Origin of the sequence: Lentibacillus sp. JNUCC-1, from assembly GCF_009741735.1 — a bacterium.
GTDB lineage: Bacteria > Bacillota > Bacilli > Bacillales > Amphibacillaceae > Lentibacillus_B.
The window spans coordinates 864,569-888,914 of record NZ_WHOH01000001.1 but is presented as its reverse complement, the minus strand read 5'-3'; the positions used below and the strand labels follow the sequence as shown (position 1 = coordinate 888,914).

24 protein-coding genes and 1 pseudogene are annotated in these 24,346 nt (G+C 40.3%); 19 read left to right on the top strand and 6 right to left on the bottom strand.

Annotated features, from left to right (window positions below; all coding sequences use genetic code 11):
- Positions 1 to 6: 6 nt before the first annotated feature.
- The 4 genes from JNUCC1_RS04175 to JNUCC1_RS19155 are packed head-to-tail and all read left to right on the top strand — an operon-like array spanning position 7 to position 3,631.
- Entirely contained in the window at positions 7 to 1,128 is a 1,122-nt protein-coding gene (locus JNUCC1_RS04175; protein ID WP_156644274.1) for an ABC transporter ATP-binding protein, read from the top strand.
- Entirely contained in the window at positions 1,125 to 2,831 is a 1,707-nt protein-coding gene (locus JNUCC1_RS04170; RefSeq protein WP_156644273.1) for an ABC transporter permease, read from the top strand. The genes JNUCC1_RS04175 and JNUCC1_RS04170 overlap by 4 nt, the downstream gene beginning before the upstream one ends.
- A gap of 27 nt (positions 2,832 to 2,858) precedes the next feature.
- Complete coding sequence (locus tag JNUCC1_RS04165; protein ID WP_331713599.1) at positions 2,859 to 3,434, top strand: HAD-IIA family hydrolase; 576 nt, start codon at positions 2,859 to 2,861, stop codon at positions 3,432 to 3,434.
- Positions 3,359 to 3,631: an HAD hydrolase-like protein gene (locus tag JNUCC1_RS19155; RefSeq protein ID WP_331713598.1), complete on the top strand. Its 273-nt coding sequence runs from the start codon at positions 3,359 to 3,361 to the stop codon at positions 3,629 to 3,631. The genes JNUCC1_RS04165 and JNUCC1_RS19155 overlap by 76 nt, the downstream gene beginning before the upstream one ends.
- A 2-nt stretch (positions 3,632 to 3,633) precedes the next feature.
- Here the strand turns inward: JNUCC1_RS19155 and JNUCC1_RS04160 are convergent, their stop codons facing one another.
- Positions 3,634 to 4,200 (bottom strand): glycerol-3-phosphate responsive antiterminator, encoded by a 567-nt coding sequence (locus JNUCC1_RS04160; RefSeq protein ID WP_156644272.1) that lies wholly within the window; start codon positions 4,198 to 4,200, stop codon positions 3,634 to 3,636.
- Between the two features lie 252 nt (positions 4,201 to 4,452).
- Positions 4,453 to 6,030: a glycerol-3-phosphate dehydrogenase/oxidase gene (locus JNUCC1_RS04155; RefSeq protein ID WP_331713597.1), complete on the bottom strand. Its 1,578-nt coding sequence runs from the start codon at positions 6,028 to 6,030 to the stop codon at positions 4,453 to 4,455.
- Between the two features lie 473 nt (positions 6,031 to 6,503).
- Between JNUCC1_RS04155 and JNUCC1_RS18510 the strand changes: the two genes are divergently transcribed.
- The 10 genes and pseudogenes from JNUCC1_RS18510 (at position 6,504) to JNUCC1_RS04110 (ending at position 15,115) form a co-directional block, all read left to right on the top strand.
- Entirely contained in the window at positions 6,504 to 6,653 is a 150-nt protein-coding gene (locus JNUCC1_RS18510; protein ID WP_231746975.1) for a hypothetical protein, read from the top strand.
- Positions 6,650 to 7,429, top strand: a complete 780-nt coding sequence (gene yhfZ / locus JNUCC1_RS04150; RefSeq protein WP_231746974.1) for a GntR family transcriptional regulator YhfZ — start codon at positions 6,650 to 6,652, stop codon at positions 7,427 to 7,429. The genes JNUCC1_RS18510 and yhfZ overlap by 4 nt, the downstream gene beginning before the upstream one ends.
- A gap of 21 nt (positions 7,430 to 7,450) precedes the next feature.
- Positions 7,451 to 8,325 (top strand): annotated as a pseudogene (locus tag JNUCC1_RS04145) (phosphotriesterase family protein).
- A 7-nt stretch (positions 8,326 to 8,332) separates the two neighbouring features.
- Positions 8,333 to 9,439, top strand: a complete 1,107-nt coding sequence (locus JNUCC1_RS04140; protein ID WP_442915416.1) for an aminotransferase class V-fold PLP-dependent enzyme — start codon at positions 8,333 to 8,335, stop codon at positions 9,437 to 9,439.
- A gap of 18 nt (positions 9,440 to 9,457) precedes the next feature.
- Positions 9,458 to 10,672 carry a phosphopentomutase gene (locus JNUCC1_RS04135; RefSeq protein WP_156644270.1) on the top strand — a complete coding sequence of 405 codons (1,215 nt, stop codon included), beginning with the start codon at positions 9,458 to 9,460 and terminating at the stop codon, positions 10,670 to 10,672.
- A gap of 13 nt (positions 10,673 to 10,685) precedes the next feature.
- Positions 10,686 to 11,846 (top strand): YhfX family PLP-dependent enzyme, encoded by a 1,161-nt coding sequence (locus JNUCC1_RS04130; protein ID WP_156644269.1) that lies wholly within the window; start codon positions 10,686 to 10,688, stop codon positions 11,844 to 11,846.
- Positions 11,847 to 11,950: 104 nt separating this feature from the next.
- Positions 11,951 to 12,997: an amidase gene (locus JNUCC1_RS04125; protein ID WP_156644268.1), complete on the top strand. Its 1,047-nt coding sequence runs from the start codon at positions 11,951 to 11,953 to the stop codon at positions 12,995 to 12,997.
- 48 nt (positions 12,998 to 13,045) lie between these two features.
- Positions 13,046 to 13,396: a PRD domain-containing protein gene (locus JNUCC1_RS04120; protein ID WP_156644267.1), complete on the top strand. Its 351-nt coding sequence runs from the start codon at positions 13,046 to 13,048 to the stop codon at positions 13,394 to 13,396.
- 55 nt (positions 13,397 to 13,451) lie between these two features.
- Positions 13,452 to 13,811 (top strand): DUF2620 domain-containing protein, encoded by a 360-nt coding sequence (locus JNUCC1_RS04115; RefSeq protein WP_156644266.1) that lies wholly within the window; start codon positions 13,452 to 13,454, stop codon positions 13,809 to 13,811.
- A 17-nt stretch (positions 13,812 to 13,828) separates the two neighbouring features.
- Positions 13,829 to 15,115, top strand: coding sequence for a YhfT family protein (locus JNUCC1_RS04110; protein WP_156644265.1), 1,287 nt, complete (start codon positions 13,829 to 13,831; stop codon positions 15,113 to 15,115).
- Positions 15,116 to 15,204: 89 nt separating this feature from the next.
- Here JNUCC1_RS04110 and JNUCC1_RS04105 read toward each other — a convergent pair whose 3' ends face one another.
- Together JNUCC1_RS04105 and JNUCC1_RS04100 are read right to left on the bottom strand one after the other, a co-directional pair.
- Positions 15,205 to 16,485, bottom strand: coding sequence for an McrC family protein (locus JNUCC1_RS04105; RefSeq protein WP_156644264.1), 1,281 nt, complete (start codon positions 16,483 to 16,485; stop codon positions 15,205 to 15,207).
- Entirely contained in the window at positions 16,470 to 17,948 is a 1,479-nt protein-coding gene (locus JNUCC1_RS04100; RefSeq protein WP_156644263.1) for an AAA family ATPase, read from the bottom strand. The genes JNUCC1_RS04105 and JNUCC1_RS04100 overlap by 16 nt, the downstream gene beginning before the upstream one ends.
- Positions 17,949 to 18,093: 145 nt before the next feature.
- Between JNUCC1_RS04100 and JNUCC1_RS04095 the strand changes: the two genes are divergently transcribed.
- Together JNUCC1_RS04095 and JNUCC1_RS04090 are read left to right on the top strand one after the other, a co-directional pair.
- On the top strand, positions 18,094 to 18,633 hold the full coding sequence (locus JNUCC1_RS04095; protein ID WP_156644262.1) for a hypothetical protein: 540 nt from the start codon (positions 18,094 to 18,096) through the stop codon (positions 18,631 to 18,633).
- Positions 18,634 to 18,670: 37 nt separating this feature from the next.
- The gene (locus tag JNUCC1_RS04090) at positions 18,671 to 19,285 is read left to right on the top strand and encodes a tetratricopeptide repeat protein (protein ID WP_156644261.1); all 615 of its coding nucleotides are present in this window, start codon (positions 18,671 to 18,673) and stop codon (positions 19,283 to 19,285) included.
- Between the two features lies 1 nt (position 19,286).
- Here the strand turns inward: JNUCC1_RS04090 and JNUCC1_RS04085 are convergent, their stop codons facing one another.
- Positions 19,287 to 20,648 (bottom strand): IS4 family transposase, encoded by a 1,362-nt coding sequence (locus JNUCC1_RS04085; protein ID WP_156644260.1) that lies wholly within the window; start codon positions 20,646 to 20,648, stop codon positions 19,287 to 19,289.
- 192 nt (positions 20,649 to 20,840) lie between these two features.
- On the opposite strand from JNUCC1_RS04085, the gene JNUCC1_RS04080 reads away from it, so the two are divergent.
- Genes JNUCC1_RS04080 through JNUCC1_RS04070 form a run of 3 tightly spaced genes read left to right on the top strand, consistent with a single transcriptional unit; the run spans position 20,841 to position 23,283 of the window.
- Positions 20,841 to 22,115 (top strand): hypothetical protein, encoded by a 1,275-nt coding sequence (locus tag JNUCC1_RS04080; RefSeq protein ID WP_156644259.1) that lies wholly within the window; start codon positions 20,841 to 20,843, stop codon positions 22,113 to 22,115.
- 25 nt (positions 22,116 to 22,140) lie between these two features.
- Positions 22,141 to 22,812: a hypothetical protein gene (locus JNUCC1_RS04075; protein WP_156644258.1), complete on the top strand. Its 672-nt coding sequence runs from the start codon at positions 22,141 to 22,143 to the stop codon at positions 22,810 to 22,812.
- Positions 22,813 to 22,869: 57 nt separating this feature from the next.
- Positions 22,870 to 23,283, top strand: coding sequence for a PH domain-containing protein (locus JNUCC1_RS04070; RefSeq protein WP_156644257.1), 414 nt, complete (start codon positions 22,870 to 22,872; stop codon positions 23,281 to 23,283).
- A gap of 72 nt (positions 23,284 to 23,355) precedes the next feature.
- Here the strand turns inward: JNUCC1_RS04070 and JNUCC1_RS04065 are convergent, their stop codons facing one another.
- Entirely contained in the window at positions 23,356 to 24,228 is an 873-nt protein-coding gene (locus JNUCC1_RS04065; RefSeq protein ID WP_231746973.1) for a PD-(D/E)XK nuclease family protein, read from the bottom strand.
- Positions 24,229 to 24,346: the final 118 nt, after the last annotated feature.

Sequence of the window (24,346 nt, the reverse complement as noted above, 5' to 3'; positions counted from 1 at the left end):
ATTTCAATGGGGTCAGTGGTAGTAGAACAGCTAAGAAAAGACTTTTCGGGTACAACTGTACTGCACGATATAAGTTTGGACATTGAAGAGGGCGAGTTTTTTGCCCTCTTGGGTCCTTCAGGTTGTGGGAAGACAACGACAATGAGATGTATTGCCGGTTTTGAACAACCAACAAAAGGGGTCATAAAAATTGGCGGTAACAATGTGAATGACATAGCGCCAAACAATAGAAACTGCGGTATGGTGTTTCAAAGCTATGCTTTGTTCCCACACATGAACGTTTTCGATAACGTTGCATATAGCTTAAATGTGAAACAACTTAGAGACAGCAACATCTTTAAGAAGTTTGGTGTGTATACAAGAATGCTTAATAGTAAACTCGTTAAATATTCGAAGGAAACTGAGAAAAAGGTAATGAGTATACTTGAATATGTGGAATTAACAGAGCATGCAAATAAATTAACCAGTGAGCTTTCAGGGGGACAACAGCAAAGAGTTGCCTTAGCAAGAGCGCTTATTATGGAACCGGAAGTTCTTCTGATGGATGAGCCTTTATCCAATTTAGACCAGAAGTTAAGACATTCTATGAGAAATACGATTAGAAAGATACAACAAGATTTGAAAATCACCACAATTTTTGTAACACACGATCAGGAAGAAGCGATGAGCATGGCTGACCGTGTAGCAGTAATGAATAAAGGTGAAATATTGCAGATTGGGACACCGACTGATTTGTATAGTAACCCTAAATCACCATTTATTGCAGATTTTGTTGGGACATCGAATATTTTCAATGGAAAAGTAGTTCGTAAAGAAAACGGGCATTCTGTTGTTCGATTTGGGGAACAAGAGGTGCAAACAGTAGTCGATTTGGACAAGGAAGATGTACAAGTGGTCATAAGACCAGAGAGCATTAATGTTATTAATAAACACTCGATGGAGTATGATAACTACTTTGAAGGTGTTATTCAATTCGCGACTTATTTAGGGTCGACTGTTAGGTATGACATCACAGTAGGCGAATATAATGTTGTTGCAGATACAATCTATGAATCTGGCGATAGCATCATGGAAAATGGAGCGACAGTGAAATTAGGAGTGTCACCTGAAAGGGTGTTACTACTATGAAATGGATTAAAAAACACTTAACAGGTATTAATATTGTTAAGTATCTAATAATCGGGTTTTTCCTATTGTTTTTGATCTTACCTTTAATATCTGTTTTTTTAGTTAGTTTCACTGATGAACCCATTAATTTATTCGGTTCATTAATTAGTATGGACACCCTGCAAACAACGATTGATCAATTTAAGAACTCTACATTGGACAATTTTAAAGCCATTTTATCCAACAGCACTTATTATGATGCTCTTGGGAACAGTCTCTACTTATCATTACTCGTGTCTATTATAGTGCTGATAGTCTGTATTCCTATTGCATATGGAATCGCAAGAACAAAAATGCCCTTTAAAAAGACGATCAGTGCTCTTTGTACACTCCCGTTGATTGTTCCTACATTTATTTCGGCTTATGCCTTTATCATAATGTTTGGAAGATCGGGATGGGTAACATATATTTATCAATCATTGGGTGGAGAGGGATTTTTGATAGATCCATATTCCTTTACAGGGATTGTGCTTGTTCAAGTATTCTTCTTTTTCCCTTATGCTTTATGGCCAATGGTTGCCGCATTTAAAGTAAGCGATGTTTCGTTGGAAGAGGCTTCAAGAAACATGGGGGCTAAAAGCTGGCTTACATTTTCTACGGTAACATTTCCTTTGGTAGTCCCAGGAATGCTTTCTACAGCTTTGGTTATATTTGCCGTTAGTTTTTCTGACTTTGGTACTCCAATTATTTTGGCGCCAACGGATCTTAACTTGTTGGTTGTAGAAGCATATAGAGAGATCTCTGGATTCTTCAACTGGGGCGGCGCGGCTATCTTGACAGTAATTATGATTGCGGTTGCTGGATTCGTATTCTGGTTGCAGAACTTCTTTTTTAAAGGAAAGAATTATGATTCTGTTTCTGGAAAGCCTAAGCAAATTAAATTAAATGAAAGTAAATTGTTGGGCAGGTCTTTATCTGCATTCGCAGGGTTTGTTGTATTGATTCCTCTGTTTGCAATGCTTACTGTGTTCATGCAGTCTATTGCAAAAACTTGGGGTAAGGATCCTTTACCTTCAGGGTATACATTGCAACATTACAAAGATATCTTTTCATCGTCACTGGGTAATATACAAAATAGTTTGATCCTGGCTGCCGGAGCATTGGTATTGAGTATTGTTATTGCTACATTTGTATCGTATTTTGTTGTAAGACAGAATTCCGGAACTTTGGACTTTATGACGACTATTCCATTGATTGTTCCCGGTATTGCATTTGGTATTGCATTGATCCAAACCTTTAATACAGCGCCTTTGCAGTTAACAGGTACAGCGACGATTTTGATCATTGCATATACTATTCGACGTCTCCCATATATGGTTAGGTCTACTGTGGGAACAATGCAGTCTATTAAAGCTGATATTGAAGAAGCAGCGGTTAACCTTGGCGCTTCAACACTTACTGCAGCAATTACCGTTATTGGGCCGCTAATGCTTCCTGGTATCGCAGCAGGTTCAATACTGGTATTTATTACAGTCATTAAAGAAACAAGTATTTCCATATTAATGGCACCTGCAGATTGGGCTCCCATGAGTCTAGCAATTTTTCAGAACATCCTGAGAGCAGAGTACTATTCAGCTGCAGCTATGTCTGTGATATTGATCGTATTGGTGCTGGTATTACAGGCAATTGCTTCCCGTCTAACAGGTGGAAGTGATCAAACATAAAGAGTTCATTGAGAGGAAGATATTTTGGTGAAAGGGTTTATTTTTGATTTGGATGGTACTGTGTATGTAGATAATAAAATAATAGATGGTGCTGCTGAGGCGATTAACCATTTAAGGGAACGCGGGGACAAGGTTGTTTTTCTTACTAATAAATCTATCGAATCCATTTCGAGCTATGTGGATAAATTAAACAGGCTGGGAATCGAAGCGACTATGACTGATGTAGTGAACTCCAACTTACTTGCTGCTAAATATTTAGCTTCAGTTATGAAGGAGGAAGAAAGTGTCCTGGTCATCGGGGAGCAACCCTTATATGACGAATTGAACAAGTTGAGGATCCCTTTTACAGAGGATCCTCAAAAGGCAAGTTATGTAGTGCTTGGGTGGGATCGCGAATTCACCTACGAAAAAATAAACCAGGCATTCCAAGCTTGGAGCAATGGAGCTCAGATTGTGGCAACTAATCCGGATAGAACATGTCCAGTTCATGGGGGCAGATTCCTGATTGCGGTGCTATTATCGGAGCTGTGGAAGGTGCAACTGGTGAGAAAGTTAAAGCGATTCTCGGAAAGCCCTCCTTACTGGCAACTGACTTCATCGTAAAAGAATTGCTCGGTATACCTCCTGAACAATGTTACATAGTGGGAGATAGGCTTGAAACGGATATAAAAATGGGAAATGATTACGGTATTCAATCCGTACTCGTGCTTACTGGTATTACGGATCAAGCGATGTTAGACGAAACCTTTGAAAAACCACGGTTCGTTCTAGACAGTATTAAAGAAGTTGTGACGTTATAGCACTAGATATCCATATTCCATAACTTAGAATTACCGGATGAAATGGCCAAAGCCCCCGCTTTTAAGCCCTCCAATATTTCTTGTTTGTTTTTTATCAACCCACCAGCTATGATCGGCAGGTGGGTTGATTTTGTTAGTTCATCAATAACACTCGGCATGATACCAGGCAGGACTTCTATGGCATGTGGTTTGCAAGAGTGGGATATATCTATACCTCTTTTTATTGCATTATGATCTATCAAAAAGATGCGTTGAATCGTTTTTAAGCCTTCTTCGTTGGCATATTTAATTAAATTACTTTTAGTTGTTATAATGCCATCAGGTTTCCAATAATCAGCAATATACTTGATGGCACTATGTGAATTTGATAGCCCTTCAATGAAGTCTATATGTACAAATGTTACTTTGTTTGCAGCTTTTAACCTATCAATATATTCTTTCGTAGTTTGCAAGTTCCCTGTTAGCAAAAATGTTATATTTGCACTGGAATTGTTTGCTTTCTCAATATCAGATTCTTTTTTAACAGACGCAATTATTTGGGATTGAACCATATCTACAATGCTCGGCATTTTTATTCTCCTTATTAATGGAATTATGTATATTGTATCATAAAAATATCCACAATTTGAATATTGTAATCGGGATGGAGATTTATGGCGGTAATTACTTGTTTTGGCACACTAAAAAACCACAGGATATTACCAAATAGGTGATCCCTGTGGTTTTTATTGTTGAAATCAAGAATTAAGTATCTAACTCTGCTTCTTTAATAGCCACATCGAGTTCTTCTGTATACTGTTCTTTTTGATCGTCGGTCCATTTTAGTGATAGGCCATATAATTTATCACGGCTTGTTTGTGCTGTTTCACCCAATCAATATCAAAAAACAATGCACTTGTTCTCCGGACAAAGAAATCTACGGGTTTATAGACAAGCTCATAGTTTAAACCGTACTTCAATTCAGCCAGCACAAGCGGGTCTATGTCCGCCTCGTTCTCTATGCTTTCTTGATAGATATTAAAAAGTATTGAGATATTACTGCCGTATAGATCAATGAGTCTCGTAACTGTGTCTTTAGAAAGACCAAGATCCATTCCTTCTTTTAACTTCTCCTGCTTGAATATCTTAAACCCTTCAGAGCCTCCGACGTCTCCGCCGGATATAGGCAGATGCCGTGTTTGTGAAGGGGCATCATATAGTAAGTCTTCGTGTTTCAGTTCCTTAAGCACGGTATTCACAGCTTCCTCAGCCATTTTCCGATATCCGGTCAATTTGCCGCCTGCCATTGAAATCAGGCCTGATTCGGAAATGAATATCTCATCTTTTCTTGATATTTCACCCGGCTTTTCGTCATTACCATCAGAGAATAAAGCGCGAACGCCTGCCCAACTCGATTCAACATGATCTTTATTTATTCTCAAAGACGGGAACATGCTGTTAATGGTATTGATCACATAATCGCGGTCTTCAACAGTTGTTTTAGGATCGATTACATCAGCCTTATAATAGGTGTCTGTGGTGCCGACGTAAACTTTTTTCTGCCGAGGAATGGCAAAAATCATGCGGCCATCAGGGCTGTCAAAATAAATCGCTTGTTTTAAAGGGAAGTCCTTCTGGCTAAAGACAAGGTGAACTCCTTTAGTAAGATGAAGAGTTTTGCCCTTTTTGGAGTGATCAATTTCACGTAATTCATCGAGCCATGGACCTGTGGCACTGACAATTTTTTTTGCGTGAATCTCATGCAGTTCACCGCTAATCTCATCGTGCGTTTTGATCCCGCATACTTTACCGGACTCATCATATAGAAGGTTCACCGCTTTCATGTAATTAACAGCATGTGCCCCTTGTTCAATTGCTTTTTTCAAAACCTCTATGGTTAATCGGGCATCGTCTGTTTTATATTCAACATAGTATCCTGCCCCTTTAAGGTCGTTTTGGTTAATGAGCGGCTCTTTGTTTATCGCTTCTTTAGGATTTAGCATTTGACGTCTTTCGCCTTTTTTTACACCTGCCAGAAAATCATACACCTTCAATCCAACACTAGTACTGAGTGGCCCGAAGTTTCCGCCTTTGTGAAAGGGAAGCATCATCCATTCGGGTTTGGTAACATGGGGTCCATTTTCATACACAATTGCTCTTTCTTTACCTACTTCAGCTACTAGTTTAATTTCAAATTGCTGTAGATAACGCAGTCCCCCATGAACGAGTTTGGTAGATTTACTTGAAGTGCCTGCTGCAAAGTCTTGCATCTCGATGACTGCGACGTTCAACCCTCTAGTAGTGGCATCCAATGCGATCCCCGCTCCGGTTATTCCTCCACCAACTACTAAAATGTCCAGATTTTCTTGTTTAATGGCTTCAATAATTGTGTTTCTCTTATAACTAGAAAATTCAACCATGGCTTTATCTCCTTTATAAGTACTCCAGTGTAACTGGTCGGCGAACAAAAAAAGAGCCGCCAAAGCACTTATGCAAAATTGCATAAGCGTTTGCGGCTCTCCATTTCTCGGTCCGAATTTATTAACTTATATTTATATTAACATATTTACTTTAAAAAACCAATGAAATTATTTTTGCTTTGGGAAGATGGTGGACTGTGGAAATGAGTGACTTTTAGGTGACTCGTTAGAATTTGGACAGATATCGGTTTGGTTATATAGCCTTTCAGAGTATGCAAGAACTATTAAAAGTCAGCAGAGATTGCATCGGTAAATAATCAAACAAAGTTAAATCCGCCTTGCATTTTTATAAGGGAAGAGTTACACTGAGTATACAGTATACCGTACATTGATCGACATGTTTGATTTCCACAATGTAAACGCTTATACTATTAATATACGAAAAATAGTATATTGGATAAGAGGTGTAGTTTATGTGGGAAAAACTATATTCTAAAAACGGTTTAACTGCCAAGAATATTGCCATAGAAATATTAGATTTGGATATTGGAAAGAAGATTCCTCGCGTTTCAGACTATAGCGAGAGGCTTGGGATAGGCCGGGGACAGTTCAAATCGCATTGAAGTTACTAGAAGAGTTAAAAGCCATACGCTTGGAACCAAGAGGACATCTGGGTACATATCTTGTAGACAAGGACATTCAATTGCTGCAAGAAATTGCCGGTATCTCTCCTTTAATTGGTACGATGCCACTTCCATATTCCCGGAAGTATGAGGGGCTTGCTACAGGAATTGTGGAAGCTTTCCAAAAAGCAGGTAAAAAGGTTGGTCTCTCCTATATGAGGGGAGGGATGAACCGGGTTGAAGCGGTTCGTACAAAGCGGAGTGACTTTACGATTGTTTCTAAAATGACGGCTTATAATAGTCTTTCAAAGTATCATAACGTAAAGGTGATGAAGGAGCTAGGAAATGGCAGTTATGTATCGGCTCACAGAATTTTCTTTGCCAACCCTGAAGAACCTTCGTTACGAAAAGGAATGCGCGTTGGGGTAGATATGGACTCCCCTGACCAGATGGAATTAACTTTCAGTGAATTCGAGGGCCTGGAACCAGATTTCAAACATATCAATTATATGCAGTTGTTTGAAATGCTGCATACCAAGCAAATAGATGTTGCAGTTTGGAATACAGATGATAGACGTATCATACAAACATTCAAATCAGCTGATTTTCAATCTGAAAAAGCGAAAGAAATATCAAAAGAGACTTCGGAGGCCGTTATTATGATTGATGCAGATCGGGAGGAAGAAATTAGCAGAAAATGGGGTTCAGTTGATATAAAACAAATTTTAAGCATTCAGGCACAAGTTGAAAAAGGTTCGAAAATGCCAAGATATTAACCTTAAAGGAAGGTGAAGGCGATGCTCGTTAACGGAATGACCTATATGCATGAACACACAACGATTAATCTGTCAGAGGTAAAAAATAATGAAGATTGCCAATTAGATGCGTATGAAGAAACAGTTAAGGAGTACAAAAAACTTTATAAAAAAGGAGTTCGAAACATTGTAGATGTCACGAATTTTGGTATGGGGAGAAATATCCCATATGTTGAACGTGTTGCAGAAGAGACAGGAATTAATATTGTCCATGCAACAGGCTATTATCAAGAAAAGTTTTACCCGATACAAGTATTTAGGGAAACGAAAGAACAACTTGCAGACAGAATGATTAAAGAAATAACCGCGGGTATTAAAGGCACAAATGTAAAAGCAAGTATCATTGGTGAGATTGGCACTAGCTACAACGAATGGACGGATACGGAGAAGAAAGTATTTGATGCAGTTGTGATTGCGCATAAAGAAACAGGTGCCCCGATCACGACTCATACTACATTAGGTACGCTTGGGCATGAGCAGGTTGCGTTTTTTAAAAATAATGAAGTCGATTTGAACCGTGTTATTATTGGCCACCTCGATTTAACCGGAGATGCTGATTATATCCTTCATGTGTTGAAAGAGGGAGCGTTTGTTGAATTCGACACCATCGGAAAAGAAAATTATATGCCAGACCAAGTTCGTGCCGATATACTTAAAGAAATACAAAGAAAAGGGTATATGGATCAAGTGTTATTATCCATGGATATAACAAGGAAGTCTCATCTAGAATATCAAGGGGGTTAGGTTACGCCTACCTTTTAGATACGTTTATACCACTTTTAGAGCAAAATGGAATTACTAGCGAGTCGATTGATAAAATGCTCGTTAAAAACCCAATCGCATTTATGAAAGGGTGACATGACAATGGAAACTTCACCATTGAAAAGTCTCACATTAGACCAAGCTCAGAACGATCAATTTCGGTTGATTGACACCATTACAAAACATTTTCGAGGGGATGACATTCTATCGCTAGGGGATTTGGGAGTCGTAAAGGGGCAAAATAAACCGAATTACACCAAAAAGGTTGAAGAAGTGCTTGCTGAATTCTTTGGGGTTGAAAAAGCTAAACTTGTTCGGGGAGCAGGAACCGGTGCTTTAAGGTACGGCTTCATGAGTTTTCTAAAACCAAATGATAAAATCCTTCTCCATGATGCTCCGATATACCCAACGAGTAAAACAACACTGGATCATATGGGCATCATTCCAATCTTTGCTGATTTTAATGATCAGGAGGCTGTGAAAAAGGTTATCTCAAAGCATCCGGAGCTAAAAGGAGCATTAATTCAGCATACACGTCAACAAATAGACGACTATTATGAATTACGTGACGTTATAAAGCTGATCAAAGCAACAAGCCCCCATTTAAAAACGATTACGGATGACAATTACGCTGCTATGAAAACGAATTACATTGGTGCACAATTAGGAGCAGATTTGTCCACATTTTCCCTATTTAAATTACTAGGTCCCGAAGGCGTAGGAATTATATTAGGCAGTGCTGATTTAATTGAAAAGATTGAAGCGCTTAATTATTCTGGTGGTAGTCAGGTACAAGGGTATGAAGCACTAGAAGCTTTGAGAGGTCTAATTTACGCCCCTGTCATGCTGGCCATTCAAGCTAACGTCAATGAAGAACTCGTAAGACGTTTAAATCAGAATGAGGTTCAAGGAATAAAAAAGGCATTTCTGGCAAATGCACAATCAAAAGTATTATTAGTTGAATTCGAACAACCTATTGCTCAAGATGTTCTCCACTATGCAAATGAACTTGGAGCAGCGCCTCATCCTGTCGGAGCAGAATCCAAATATGAATTTGTGCCTATGTTTTATAAAGTCTCTGGAACTTTCCTTGCTTCAGATGCACGTTTAGGTAAAACAATGATTCGAATTAATCCTATGCGAAGTGGTGCTGACACAGTGATCCGGATACTTTCTGACAGTGTAGACCGTGTTAGACATTCCAAATAAAGAAGGGAGAGAAATTTGATGAACAAAAGAGTGATCATATTAATCTTAGATAGTCTAGGCGTTGGATATATGGCAGATGCAAAAAACTATCACCCTCAAGATGTGGGTGCTCATACATTTCATCATGTTATTGATTCAAATCCATCGATTGAGATACCAAACTTCGAAAAGCTGGGTATTAACCAGATTTTGCAGCATCCTAACTTGAATAAAGAAATTCAACCGCTGGCAAGCTTTGGAAAACTGAATCTTATGCATAGAGGGGCGGACAGCTTTGAAGGTCATAACGAAATAATGGGCAGCAAACCTAAGAAAACATACCAAGCTCCATTTGTTGAAAACATGATGGAAGTCAAAAGTGCCCTAGAAGCAGAAGGTTATGATGTTAAAATACCTGACCATGATCTGCCGTATCTATTGGTTAATGACCTTGTCATTGTCGCTGACAATATTGAAACTGATTACGGGCAAATTTACAATGTAAGTGCACCACTTGACCATATTTCCTTCGATGACGTCTTAAAGATCGGGAAGTGCGTACGCAAAAATGTAAGAGTAAATAGGGTTATTGCACTTGGTGGAGAGAATGTGACACCGAACCATTTAAAGAATTCTATTGAGAGAAGGGAAGACGGCTTGGTAGGTGTAAACTCTCCTAAATCTAATGTTTACAAAAAGGGATATCAAGTTCGCCATTTAGGATATGGCATTTCACCTGAACATCAGTTACCTACTATAGCAAAAAAGGCAGGACTGGAAGTGTCTTTGGTTGGTAAGATGCAGGACGTCATATATTGTGAAGGTGCGACAAAGCGTCCAGGTGTTGATACAGAGAATGTTATGAAAGATATATTGCAAGAAATGAAATCCGTTCAAAAAGGTGTTATTGCTGCCACTGTCCAAGAAACTGATTTAGCAGGACATGCCCAAGACTCCGCACGTTATGCCAATCGAATTCAACTGGTTGATAATTTTTTGCCGCAAATCTTTGAAGAAATGACGGATCAAGACCTTCTTATAATGAGTGCTGATCATGGTAATGATCCGACTATAGGACATAATCAGCATACAAGGGAAAAGACCTATCTTCTTGCCTATCAGAAAAAGTGCCGATCCGTTGATCTTGGTGAAAGAGATACTTTATCTGATATTGCGGCTACGGGAGCAGGCTATCTTGGGCTAGAACAAACAGAGAATGGGTCATCATTTCTTCCTTTTATGAAGAGAAGATAGGAAGGAGACTATTATGTTCTTAGATATCACGCTAGAAAGAAATAAACAACTTATGAGTACAGCCATTGACTTACATCAGCAAGGCATCATTACTCCAAATACGTATGTGTTGGACTTAGATTCCATAGAAGAGAATGCCGCCATTTTAGCCCAAGAAGCTAAAAAAGAGAATATAGAGTTATTCTTCATGACTAAACAACTTGCCAGAAATGAACTTGCTGCAAAAGCTATTGTAAGTGGGGGGATTGAAAAAGCAGTGGCAGTGGACCCTTGGGAAGCACTTGTACTGCATCAACACGGAATTAAAATTGGGCATGTCGGGCACCTTGTTCAGATTCCTAAGCACATGATTAAAGCTATATTAAAACTTACACCGGATTATGTAACTGTTTTTAGTTTTGAAAAAGCCCGCCAAATTAGTGACGCAGCCAAGGAGCTGAACATGAAGCAGAAGATTCTCTTACGTATAGCTGATCATGAAGATTTTATTTATGAGGGTCAAGCCGGTGGTTTTACAATTAACACACTGCGTAAGGAAGTAAGCCAAATAGGAGAACTCCCTGGTATTCAAATTTCAGGGCTAACCAGCTTTCCTTGTTTACTCATTGAAGATTATGAGGCTAAGGCAACACCTAATGTATATTCCATGATGAAAGCTAAAAAAATATTAGAAGAACAAGGTTATACACAGATTGAAATGAATATGCCTAGTGCAACCTCAAGTGCAACATTAAAGTTACTAAACGAAATGGGTGCAACACAAGGTGAACCAGGCCATGCTCTGACGGGCACAACACCACTACACGCAACAAAGAAATTACCCGAAAAGCCTGCAATGGTTTATGTGTCAGAGGTGTCTCATGTTTACAACCAAAATGCATATACGTTTGGCGGAGGATTCTATCCAAGGTCTCGAATGCAGAGTGCACTCGTCGGTACAGACATAAATAATTTAAAAAAAGTGTCCGTAAGTGAAAATGATCCATCAGCGATTGATTATTATGGCACTCTGAAGACGAGTGAGGTGAGTGTGGGGGAGACGGCCTTGTACGCCTTTCGTACACAAATCTTTGTAACAAATTCACGAGTGGCTCTCATCAAGGATTTAGAAAGCAACCCGAAACTCATGGGGATTTATGATTCATCCGGCAATTTACTGAAAGGCACTTATTAGTTATTCTATAAACGTATTGAAAGCGAAGCATGAAAGCGTTATAATTACAATATACTATATTTTGTACGGTGATTATAATTAAAGGTCCAGTAAGGGAATGATCTATGATGGGTGTCCAAGATAGATTCGAAAAGGCGCAAAAAGAGCTTAGACGATCAGTAGTTCGGATCAATAATAAGGTTTTTCATGAAGTAAAAGAAAAAAATGAAGATGTACAATACTTTGGAGTTAAGGATACCGACCAAATTCCTGCTGAAATTATTGAAATCCTCCGAAGACACCTTGAATACGCCTTACTTACAATTGACAAAGGCTCTGATAAAGGGAGAGCAATAGACACAGATTTGATTAACCCGATTACTTATAGAGTCATGACTGGTTCCAGCAGTGGGGGACCGATTAATATACTAAAAGGAATAAATGACTTTGCAATCGGTACCGATGGAGGAGGATCAGTGCTAGGTCCAGCGTTAAGCTGTCACCTGCCGTCCGTGATTGGTGCTGGTGTAGGTCTCCTTGTAAAAAATCATAAAACCTCCACAGATGGGATACATTTTAAAGCCAGTATCGGTATTATCGGAAAAAAAGTTTCCCGATTAAATAATGTAATGGAGTCTGTAATAGGGTGCGGTATAGGTGGATTGGAAGATAAGAAGCTGAAAATCATCGTTCCCAAAAAAGGTTCTGTAACAACCCCAGATAAAAAGGATATGCATGAAAAAGTAATGCATGTTCTATCTTCCATTAATAATGCTTCGTATATCATTGAAGAAATGGATATGTGTGGCATAGAGGAGCGCAGTGTGGCTATTGAAACAATAAACAAGAGCTTTAAAGAAAAGCAAGCAGATATGATTTTGACCTGTGAGGGACCAGTAGATGTTTATGGATATGGAGAAACGATCCCTCAATTTTTTGGGGATACAGGCATAGCAATAACAAAACATCATGGAAAATGTCTGATCAGGGCAGCTAATATGTGTCAGACTACAGCAATGACTGTACCAATTAACGAATTGGCAAGCGGAATGGTTATTATCGCGAAGCCAGGTATAAAACACTGTGGGTTTGCTTTTGATTTGGCGCAGAAGTTGGAGGATGCAATCCATTTACCAGACATTTGGAATCGATACTTTCTGAAACCAGATTAAAATAGAGTAACTGTTTTTCTGTTAAGAATAGAATTAAAGGGTGGATATATGATGAATATGGAAGATTATAGAAAACGACTGGATATATTGATAGAACAAAGTGTTATTACGAAAACAGCTTATGATGTTGCCTTTTCTGCTTTTGATGAATTGACAAAAATCCTTGGGAAGTCGGACATTACACAAGCAGAGATGCTATTTACGCATCTGCCAATGGCATTAACGAGAACCAATTCCGGTGAAGAAGTGGAAAAGCCCAATGATGCCATCATGGAAGAAGTTCGCGCGTCAGAGCACTTCGATACAGCTCAAGCACAAGTGGATTTCGTTGAAAGAAAATGGGGGAAGGACTCCCTGATGGCGAACGACAATATTTATATATGCATTACACAACGGTAATTGATCAGAATTAGCAAAAGGCTTTATGCCTTTATAAATAAGAGGAGGAATACAAATGAAAATAGTTATTGGTGGACAGGTGGAAAAAAAGGAGATTGAAAGACTGATTAAAGAACAAGATTCGTCAATCGAAACGGTTATAAAATCAGATTTGGATGCAGCAATGGCAATTAAAACAGGGCAAGCAGATTACTATTTAGGGGCATGTCATACTGGTGGTGGAGGCGCTTTGGCAATGGCTATTGCTATGATTGGGCGGGACAAATGTGAAACCGTTTCAATGCCTGGCAAAAAGCCTGTTGAAGAAAATGTTGTCGAAGCAGTTAAGAATGGTAAAGTGGCATTTGGTTTTACCGGTGACCATATGGAGACGGCAGTTCCGATGATTTTGAAAGTAATTAAAAACAACTTATAACGAATGGAGGATAAAACATGGAGACAATCTTTGTAGTTCTTATCGGGGCAGTGGCCGCAGTTTTGGCTAACAGGAATATTGCTGTTTTTAATGACGGTTTACGCCCAATTGTATCTGAACATGTTGAAGGAAGGCTGAAACGCAGAGAACTCGGTCTAACAGCCTTTGCCATGAGTTTCGGATTGGTAATCGGTTTCGGGATACCATTTACCTTATCGGCAAGTATTATTCTAATTCATAGTATTTTATTAGGGACTGACATCATTGGTTTGATTGCACCCAAAAACAGGTGGGGAACGCCTGTAGCCGCGATAGTGGGGGCGCTTTATGGTTGGGGGCTCCTTTCAGGGTTAGAAGGATTTGTTAAGCTATTTGATTACCTTCCTGTTAACTTCTTGGAACCGCTTGGAGAAGTTGGAACACCTGTAGTCGTAACATTCATGGCATTCCCGGCATTAGCTGTAGCTATGCAATACGGCGTCAAAAAAGGTATTTTGACTTTCGTTGTTTCTGCAATTGCTAGACAGCTGGCTGTTTTTGTAAATGAACAAGGCTTAATTCAAATTGGTGATAATGCAGTTTCTCTGAACCAAGAAGGTATGGCATTAATAGTAGGAATGATTTTCTTATTCGCTTATGCTATGAATGAAAAGCCTGAGGGTGACGCATCTGTAGATCTCGCGTCCGTGTTTAGTGAAAAGGTTAAGTCTATCAGAAAGAATGTAGTCTTCTTCATGATTATAGGGGCATTGATCGCAGGCGCCACGAATTTGTTACTAATGGCTGGTGACCCTATTTCACTAAATTTACTGGCTGATGGTAAACAAACAGATGCAGGTATAGCTGCAGCTGCAAGAGCAATTGGCTTTATACCACTCGTAGCAAGTACCGCTATTGCAACTGGTGTTTATAGCCCGGTAGGTTTTACGTTGATCTTCGTAGTTGGGTTGTTTATGCCAAACGTCTGGTTAGCGGTTCTTATTGGCGCTGTAGTGATCTTCGCAGAGGTCATGTTGCTAAGCTCCATTGCCAAGTTCTTGGATAAATACCCTGGTGTCCGTAACTCTGGTGAGAATATTCGTAGCGCCATGACTAAAATTTTGGAAGTTGCTTTATTAATCGGTGGTGCGAACGCAGCAAACATGATTGCACCCGGATTTGGATTCTTCTTTATAGCAGGATTCTACTTACTAAATGAAATTGCAGGTCGACCAATTGTCCGCATGGCCGTTGGTCCGGTTGGGGCAATTGCAGTTGGGATAATTGCTAATATTTTAGTAGGATTAGGGATTATGTCGCTATAAATTAATAAGTCATATGACAAGCATATATAGAGTGGAGAAGCACAGGAAGTTCCTGTGCTTCTTTTTCATTATAGAGGGAAAAGTGCCTGTCACTCCCCGAATTTTGTCGAATGTTCTTGCAGGGTCATTTGTTCTAAAAACTGGATGCTGGTTTGTTTGTCTGTTAATGGGATTGTTTTAGCGATGACTTTTTTATTTCGATCGTTACGTAGGGTGTATACATTATTACTTAGCACTGCTGATGTTCCGGCTTGTGGATATAAGACATACACGCACTGGCAATTGGGATAGGTGTTTAGATATTTGTACATTTGGACGAGGTCTCTTTCCTCAATGCCGCGGCCGGAATGATAAGCTTTCCATTTTGTATCGATGATGATCACTGTATTGTCTGGCTGTTTGATCACGATATCTGGAAGGATGCGCGCAGCCGGTCTTCCGTTTCTATTAAATAACGCGTGTGTATTGTCCTGGACCGATATGTCGACTGGGAGATACCGCTGGAATAGTGTTGCGGTGTATTGTTCATAGAGATCGGACATATCGAATAAGAGTGAGAATGCTTCGTTCCGTCCGATCATTAAGCCGCCCGTCAGCTGTTTTTGAAATAAAATCGCTAGGTGAATGGCTGTTTGATACCGGGACAAATTTCTGTCGATGATGACGTTTTGCAGCATATCAGGGGTGAATTTCACCTGATCGACGTCAAACAGCTGTTGGTTGAGCTGGTGCAGCTGGGAAAGGACGTCGCCTTGCTTAACATGCTTTTGCAACAGTCTGTTCGTGGCCAGAAACAGCTGGTTGATCACGTTGTTGTGACTGTGTTCCGCGAACGAGCAGTATACGCGGTGTGGCCGTTTTTTCAGCATGTTGTGTTTCACGTGCTTTTGAATATTAACTTTCCCTTTGACATAATGGCCATTTCTTTCCGTTGTGCGATATTGGCCATGGATGCCCCTTTTGAACTCAAACAGAAGTTCCTCCGCGTACATCTTCGCAAAAATATGAAACAATGAATAGGGCTGAGCACTCAATCTACTGCTCGCGGTTGCAGTGATGTTGAATTGATAGACTTCATCCAGCATCATCAGCAATGTATGCCGGGATCTCAGAGTGTCTTCGTCCAAGCTCAGTTTTGGCAGAATTTCCATGGAAAAATAAGGACATTGGATAAAACCGACATAATTGATCAACCGAATGGAACGATTCCCCCAAACAATGAAATCCCTATTTAAATGATTCTCCTCAATATACACTTCTAATTGACTCGCTTCTTCACGGGTTAAGGAGACCCCGCCCGCATCTGATCCAGACGTGATCGGTACCGGGTGGTTTTCCTGGATGGTGAGGTGCCTCATTTGGATGACCATTTCCCGATCCGGAACAGCGCCTCCGCTTCAGGTTTTTCAACGCGTTCATACATTACTTTTGGCTGCAGTTCGCCTTGCACTGTGTCATTGAAAATGGTTGCCGGTGTGATCTCTTGTTTAAATAAAAAATAGCTTTTATCTGTCTCGTCTTGTGTGGCGCCGCCCAGAATATGTTCGATTTGGCGCCAATCGCCGTAAAAGTACTCCTGCAACAGCGGTATAATGCGCTTCGTAAAAGCATTCAAAACATCGTCCACACTGTGGCAATCCATAAGATAGGCATGTCCGATTGTATGTTCACGATCATATAAAAATTCAATCCGCTGGTTGATCGTATCAAGAATCTTGGGCAGACGGATTGGACCACGGCCATTCTCCATCGGAATATCTTTAAGCAAGTCCGATTGAGGCATAACCTCTTTAAAAGTAAAACGTCGCCGCAGCGCTGTATCCATAAGAGCAATCGAACGGTCCGCTGTATTCATGGTGCCGATCATGTACAGATTTTCCGGCACGCCAAATGGCTTGTTGGAATAAGGGAGGGTCACCGTTGTGGCTTCTTTTGTGCCAAGGCGTTTGTTCGGTTCAATCAAAGTGATGAGTTCCCCGAAGATTTGTGCGATATTCCCTCTGTTGATTTCATCAATAATCAGGACATATTTTTCCAAAGGATCGATTAACTGGATAACATGATGAGCGGGCTTAAAGTCTTCCCGTTTCAGCTCGCTCAATTGCTTGATCTGATAGTCAAATTGGTCAGCTTTGTAGATGTCACTGACATTGATGGGATCTGTCCATAGCCACTCCACTTTACGCATGTGTTTATAATGCTCATTGAACTTTTCTGACTGATACTCATAATCGCCAACCACTTTGGCGATCGCATGGACGGTATCTTTGTTGTCATGATCGGAAATGAAGATAATGTCACCTGGCTTGATGACGTTTTTAAAAATATGCAAATAAGGCGCAGATCCTTCCCAGTGATCCTTGGATATCGCTGCAAGTTTTTCCGGCGTATCGTATGTCTGATGTTCTTGCTGATAGGTTTCTTCAGCCATTTTGTCGCTGTCAATTGTGCATATATTGGTTGAGACCATATTATGTTCAAGCCCATATTCGAGATATGTATCGCCCGTCGTACCAAGTGACATTTGGATGAATCGGCGGTGCTGGTATGCATTATACGCTGCTTCGGCCTGCTGACTGATGCGTTTAAACATGCCGTCTTCGGTTTTGAATTGTCCATCTTCACCAATTCGAATGCCTTCAATAAATTCCTCATAGCTTAACGACTGGTGAAACGTGCACAATTGGATGTGGCCTGACTCGAGAAATTGTTCATAGAGGTGACGGTGATCCTGGTCTGCTGGTTGGTTGGCCACCACGTGCACAGCCTCTCTTGTGGCGGCATGGGTTTTCCCTGTTCCTGGAGGGCCATAGAAAATGCAATTATGATCCAATGTAAATTCCTCCCAATTAAGGTTTACATAAATAGTACATGAAAGGAAAAATAAAAGGAAGTAGTCATTATTGTTGACTTGGTACTAACGTTAATATAATATATGAATTAACGTTAGTACTTTAATTGGAAAGAGGTGACTTACAATGAAAAAAACCATTGAAGGAGCCGTTTATAATACGAAAACGGCTCAAAAGATTTGTGAACGGTTTACACATGAACCCAAACATGAAAAAGGCGCTAACGTTAAACAGTTACAGCAATTGTTTAGGACAAGGAGCAATAAATTTTTCTTTTATGTGAAAAGCGAATTCACAACACCGGTTGTCGTTAATAATGATGATATTTTTCCGGAGTTTGAAGAACAGGAAGTGATTGACGAGCAAATCATCCCAGTTTCCTATGAGAAAGCGCTGCAGTTCGCAAGCGAGATTTCAGCTGACTCAAAGTCAGAAAAGAACATGATTCGCAAGTACTTTCCCGAATTGGTTGAAGGGCAAGGCGAGAAAAAGATTCAAAAGAAGTTATACCTGTCCGAAAAAGCAAATTGGTATCTGGAATTGATGCTGCAGGAAGGCACAGATACCAACAGCAGCCTCGTTGAGAAACTCATCACAGAGGAATACCGCAGATTGTATAAACAAGGCATCATGATCCGGGATCCGTTTTCGGAAATGGATGACTAGAAGTTAGCAAAACATGAATACACAGGGGGTATTTTAAATGGAAAATAAAGTTCAGCAATTAATCACGGAAGGCGTCACCTTAAAAAGAGAAGGGGATCTGGAAGGGGCACTCAACTGTTATTTGCAAGCCATTGACATAGACCCGACCAACATGAAGCTATTTATCAGCATTGGCAAAACGGCACATCTGTTAAAACAACAAAACTTGGCCGCAAGATGTTATTTGGCGGCCACACATCTCATGCTTGAACCGATCGAACGCACAATCCATCAGCCTGATCAATTACCGTCTTACTTGCAGATGGCGTATGGACAATTCACAGAGGAAGAATTGCGGCAATTACCGCGGAAATCGGCTTTTGCTATTTTAATAGACAGCAATACGCCAAGACATGTGGCACATTCAATGGTTGACCTTTCCCCGGATATCATGGAAAAGAGAACGGATTTAATGCCGTTTGCAGAGATTTACAGAGCCAGCATTTTAGGTGACGGGTCCCATGGTAACGTGCTCAATCGGTATGGTTACACACCTGATGATCAAATGACAATAGATAAAGAGTTTTACATACCATCAGGTCAAAAGTTTCTAATGGCTGATGTGCAGTGGGATCAATTGGATCGGCAAAATGTAACGGATATTTATTTTTAACTCAACTTTCGCAGACTGAAATAGGCAGGTAAACCTTGATATAACTCGGCAGACCCGCAATCCATTGTTGTAGTTGACTTTTGATGAGTTGCTGCATTTTCTTATTCGTCTTTTTCAAGGTATCTTCAAGAAGCTCGAATAACTGCTGTAAAGCCACAGCCCAATCGAGGTCATTAACTTCATCACATAATTCATAAAATATACCGCCCAATGTGCGGTCATCTGTACTACAACGATTTTGCCATGATAAGACAATATACCTTGCAAACACAATGGTTGTATGGCTAATAAGAGCGTCATAAGAGCGACTCTGGAACTCCTTTTGGAGTTTTAAAAGTGATTTTGTCGTTTTGAAGAAAACTTCAATATCCCAGCGCATGCCGTAAATTCGAATAATTTCCCGGTCACTTAATGTACAGTCTGTACTCAAAATAGCCAACCAATCACTTTTCTTATTTCGGTTGCGTACGAACACGATTTTAATCGGCACACCATTTGCTTGCGTTGTGTGGATGGAGCGTAAAATGCCTCTTTTGCCATCAGTTGGGGCAGCTATACGATACAATTCATCCAGACTAACACGTTTGCCATCTACCAGATAACGCTGCTTTAGTTTTTTTACCATGCCAATCACGTCAAGACCTTGTTCTGTCAGGTCTTTAACAAGGGGCTGTTGTGTAAACCATGAATCCATCAGTACATAGGAAGCATCGATACCAGCGTTCATCGCACGTTTAATCATACCTGGAATCTGTTCAGGCGCTGTTTGCAACGCTTCTTGACGACGCTTGTAACCAGAACTACGTTTATCAATACTTTCAGAGATCCCATTAATCTTGCTTTTTTTCGAACTTAACAGCGAAAAATCAACAGGCAGGAATGTAGCACCATCAGACCATCCCAGTGTCAGCATGCGAAACCCTTTGTAAAAACGCATTTTCTGTGATGCATGATCAAAGCAACGAGCCAGAAGTTCTACATGTTTACTTCGGTTCCGATCATAAGACGAATCATCTAAGATGAGCACTTTTGGACGGTCATGACGAGTGAGCTTTGATACCTTACTTATGGTATAAGCGACTAGTGAAAGCAAAAATCGGCGCCAATTAAACGTCGACTGATTCAGAAACCGGTAAATAGTATCCTTAGCCGGAACATCCGCGGCTCTTTTGCCTTCCAGCGTTCGAAACCAATTTTTATTTTCAAAGATCAGACTAAAGATTAGCTGGAAAATGTAAGCACACGAAAAGCCAAAGGATTTTGTAATGCCAGCGTTACGCAAGTGCTTGAGCACTTTTAATTCCTTAAATGTTGAATTTATTTCATTTGGCAGTTGATTATTCGAGTTGTTTTTCGCTATCATATAGAGAGCACCTCTTCTGTATGGTATGTGATTCTCATCAAATCAACTATACCAAAAGTTGAGGTGTTTTTTCATGTTAAAGTCAAAAGTCAAGCTCTATATGTCAGACCCAACGGGTCCTGATAGGCGTTGAATTCATTAAGACTTTTTTGGTGCGAAAGTTGAGTTTTTAAGTAAAAAGGAGTAAATTACATGACACTTGAAATAGCGATTATGAATACAGCAGGAATTGCTCTCGCCGCCGATAGTGCTGTTACGGTCAAAGGCGGGCAAAAAATCTATCATTCGGCACATAAACTGTTCAAATTGTCCGATGCCCATCCAGTCGGCATTATGATTTATGGAAATGCTTCGTTTCTGGACGTCCCATGGGAAACGATTATTAAAATGTATCGCAATCATATTGGTAATACGCGCTTTGACACGTTAGAGGCATATACGGAGAGCTTTTTCGACTTCCTGCATCACAATGATTATCCAGACCTCATGTCGGAATGCAGTGAACACAGCTACATTAAGCACGCTTTGGAAACTGAGGTCATCAGCCTCGGAAAAGCATTGGCAGATATCAAGAACGATTTGTTTGCAGAGTATGGTGACTTATATATTCAAGATGAGATTCAAGACATGTATATGGAAAATGGAGAGGCATTTCTGCAAAACAGCATCACGGATTTTGCGGAAACGAAGCATATTCAAGGGTTCACAGATGACGACTTTGCCCGTCTGACTGACGCATACGGCGCAGAAATAGAAGGCATGATTGAGAAGCACTTTGAGTCTTATAATCTCATAGACGAATGGGTAGATCCAATAAAATCCATTGCCATCAGCGCCACATTAAAATTGTTTTCACGCAAATTTTCCGGCCTTGTTTTTGCCGGGTTCGGTGAAAAGGAGATCTATCCTTCGCTCTATTTATTCTTGGTCGACGGCAGCATCCATCAAAAAGTGAAATACAGGAATACGCCACAATCCAAAGCGATTAACCATGAGCGGCGGGCGTCCATCATTCCACTGGCACAGCGTGATGTGGTGAATAATTTCATCGAGGGGATCCACCCAGGGATGAACAAGCTGCTGAGGAAAAATCTGAAGCGCCATGTTGAATCTCTACATCGCTCACTCGTGAAAACGCTGGATACTGAACTTTCCGGCCAGACGAACCTCACAGCGATTAAAGAAAATCTTAAAGAAGAAATTCTTCATTTATACCATGAACATTTCAATGCAATGAACCGATATAAAGAAGAGCAGTTCATTGATCCGATGATGGCCATTATTGAGCATCTGCCCCACGAGGAACTGGCAGAAATGGCTGAGACCTTAATTCATATGACATCTTTTAAAAAGAAATTGTCAGCAGACGTCGAATCGGTAGGTGGACCAGTCGATAGTGCCGTAATCACAAAGGGAGACGGCTTTACGTGGGTGAGATGTAAGAATCATGTGGTAGATTATCGGTGATAAAAAAATATGAGGGGGAAACACAATGAATTTTGCACGTGTGCTGGAGGCCATCAAGGCAATTATAAAAGGAAATGCACTCTTATTTACAGTCTTAACTATATTTTTCTATAAAACCGTAAGCAATGCTGCTGATCAAGGGTTAACGCAGTTGTTGAATATGAACAACGAAAGCATTTATACATACAACTATTCGTTCGGGATGACAGGGCTGCTATTGATCATTCCTGCAGCTTTATTTACTTTATTAATTATCAAAGGATTGCTCTTAATCAAAAATAAATTCAAGCCCTCGGCAAATCCGCACGAGCTTGGATTCCCGACTCTTTCTCAGGTGTGGACATTAATCAAATTGCTTGGCAAAGCATTCTTATGGATCTTCTCCGCAATCGGATTGTTTATCTTCTGGCTGGCCAGTGTGCTGAGTCCTGGTTCTTCCGGGGGAGGCGGCGCTTCATCAGGTCGAGGAGCAGTTGGCGGAAGACCGAGCGCTCCAGTTGATAACAGCAATTTAAAACGCGAGGCCGAATTTCAGGCGAGGCAAAAGCAAAAGGAAGCCGATTATGCTAAACGTCAATTAGGAAAACAGCTTGGTTATAACGCAGGTTACGCACCTGAGGTGAATAAGAGGTTGAACAGAGCCAATGCAATGCAGCGCGAAGCTAATGAGGCGGCGAAGAGAGCGCGGAATTTGTAGGGTGCGGCCGAGGTTGTGCCCATAAGCGCCAGTATAACCGATAGGGAGGAAATACAATTGAAGAAGATCAGAGAATACTTAGTAGACGTGGCAGAGGAGCAGTTACGAGACGAGGTTAATACAACATCTTTTACAAAAAGTGAACTGGAACTTCTGCCGATCATTTTAGAAGATGGGGAAACCGTGCATCGGGTTATGAGCGGCCGTGCGGATCAAAAGTTAGGCAAGCTCATGGCTACAAACAAAAGAGTTATTTACTTAAGAACATATTCAGCAGGAAGCAGCGATATGGAAACATTTTATTTTGGGGAAATACAGTCTATTACTCAAAATAAAACAAAAGGGCTGAGCGGACAAAATGTTGACTTAACATTTACGGATATAACCGGATATGCTTACACAGTATATAGCATATTAAATTTTAGTGTGCCGAGTTTTTTGGAGTATGTTCATGCGATGAATGATCAGTGATTAAGTAAAGATTACCAAGACGAAATTAGGTATCCCCCTTCTTATCAAGATAAGAGGGGGTGTATTATTGACTTAGTATCTTTTCAACCATTCTGCGGTGCCCTCGACATCGACCATTCCATCAGCTTTAAACTGCATATAATCTGAATTTTCAGCAAATGTCATCGTTTTTCCCGTTCCAAGTCTCGAAGGTCTCTTTAGATTCAGTTCTTTTTCATCAGATAACTGTAATACTTGTTTCATCCTCTCTTTCCGAAGCTGACGTTTATTATCGCTATTTCCAGCTTTTATTTTAATGCAAAGCTTATCTTGTTCCAGCTGCGGATAAAATTCATCACCCAAATTGGAAGACCACCAGAAAGCCTGGAAACCGCCAGATTTGTTATGTACATATTTCCAATTTCCATCAATATCTTTTTGAAGGGCTTGGTAAAATCCCTCCCAGCACCGACCATCCCACTCGGATACAGGTTTTGTCAGGTAGGCTGATACAGCAAGTTCCAATTTTTTCAGATGACGTAAGTAGTCCAGAAAAATAGGGTTCGTCACGTCGTCCTCTTTACCCTGTATTAAAACAGGCAGCATATCTTTTCGCGTAAATGGGGCGTACCCAGCCTTTATAACGGAACGATAATGGCTTTGGTCGTACGTTTTGTAATAGATAGGTAATTGAATGAGGTCGGGATTATATTTTTCTATGGCTTCCCGATACCGATAAAGCTGTCGTGAATGATTTTTAGTTTTGATTTTGTCTTCGATTAATATGGCATAATTCTGATTAATAATGGCGAGCACATCAAGATCTTCGTGTTGACGTTTGATTTTGATCGTTTCAATTTCTGGAGCGTCTTGAGCATGCTTATTGAAGATAGCAGATATAAAATTAATGGCCGCTCTGTGTAAAGGCGCATCTGTTTTCTGAAAAACAGGATCTGCCCATGCCATTAACCAGCAAAGAAACGCATCCTGTGATAGTTCCCTCGTTGCATATGTGAATAGATTTGGTTTCTCTACGTGATCGTGAAGGCTTTCGTTTGTGCTATTGATTTTTTCGACGTAACCA

Excerpts from the sequence above, each read along its gene's own strand:
- JNUCC1_RS04175 (WP_156644274.1), top strand. The coding sequence starts at position 7 with ATGGGGTCAGTGGTAGTAGAACAGCTAAGAAAAGACTTTTCGGGTACA.
- JNUCC1_RS04170 (WP_156644273.1), top strand. The coding sequence starts at position 1,125 with ATGAAATGGATTAAAAAACACTTAACAGGTATTAATATTGTTAAGTAT.
- JNUCC1_RS04160 (WP_156644272.1), bottom strand. The coding sequence starts at position 4,200 with ATGCCGAGCATTGTAGATATGGTTCAATCCCAAATAATTGCGTCTGTT.
- JNUCC1_RS04155 (WP_331713597.1), bottom strand. The coding sequence starts at position 6,030 with ATGGTTGAATTTTCTAGTTATAAGAGAAACACAATTATTGAAGCCATT.
- JNUCC1_RS18510 (WP_231746975.1), top strand. The coding sequence starts at position 6,504 with ATGTGGGAAAAACTATATTCTAAAAACGGTTTAACTGCCAAGAATATT.
- JNUCC1_RS04140 (WP_442915416.1), top strand. The coding sequence starts at position 8,333 with ATGGAAACTTCACCATTGAAAAGTCTCACATTAGACCAAGCTCAGAAC.
- JNUCC1_RS04135 (WP_156644270.1), top strand. The coding sequence starts at position 9,458 with ATGAACAAAAGAGTGATCATATTAATCTTAGATAGTCTAGGCGTTGGA.
- JNUCC1_RS04130 (WP_156644269.1), top strand. The coding sequence starts at position 10,686 with ATGTTCTTAGATATCACGCTAGAAAGAAATAAACAACTTATGAGTACA.
- JNUCC1_RS04125 (WP_156644268.1), top strand. The coding sequence starts at position 11,951 with ATGATGGGTGTCCAAGATAGATTCGAAAAGGCGCAAAAAGAGCTTAGA.
- JNUCC1_RS04120 (WP_156644267.1), top strand. The coding sequence starts at position 13,046 with ATGATGAATATGGAAGATTATAGAAAACGACTGGATATATTGATAGAA.
- JNUCC1_RS04115 (WP_156644266.1), top strand. The coding sequence starts at position 13,452 with ATGAAAATAGTTATTGGTGGACAGGTGGAAAAAAAGGAGATTGAAAGA.
- JNUCC1_RS04110 (WP_156644265.1), top strand. The coding sequence starts at position 13,829 with ATGGAGACAATCTTTGTAGTTCTTATCGGGGCAGTGGCCGCAGTTTTG.
- JNUCC1_RS04105 (WP_156644264.1), bottom strand. The coding sequence starts at position 16,485 with ATGGTCATCCAAATGAGGCACCTCACCATCCAGGAAAACCACCCGGTA.
- JNUCC1_RS04095 (WP_156644262.1), top strand. The coding sequence starts at position 18,094 with ATGAAAAAAACCATTGAAGGAGCCGTTTATAATACGAAAACGGCTCAA.
- JNUCC1_RS04090 (WP_156644261.1), top strand. The coding sequence starts at position 18,671 with ATGGAAAATAAAGTTCAGCAATTAATCACGGAAGGCGTCACCTTAAAA.
- JNUCC1_RS04085 (WP_156644260.1), bottom strand. The coding sequence starts at position 20,648 with ATGATAGCGAAAAACAACTCGAATAATCAACTGCCAAATGAAATAAAT.
- JNUCC1_RS04080 (WP_156644259.1), top strand. The coding sequence starts at position 20,841 with ATGACACTTGAAATAGCGATTATGAATACAGCAGGAATTGCTCTCGCC.
- JNUCC1_RS04075 (WP_156644258.1), top strand. The coding sequence starts at position 22,141 with ATGAATTTTGCACGTGTGCTGGAGGCCATCAAGGCAATTATAAAAGGA.
- JNUCC1_RS04065 (WP_231746973.1), bottom strand. The coding sequence starts at position 24,228 with ATGGCATGGGCAGATCCTGTTTTTCAGAAAACAGATGCGCCTTTACAC.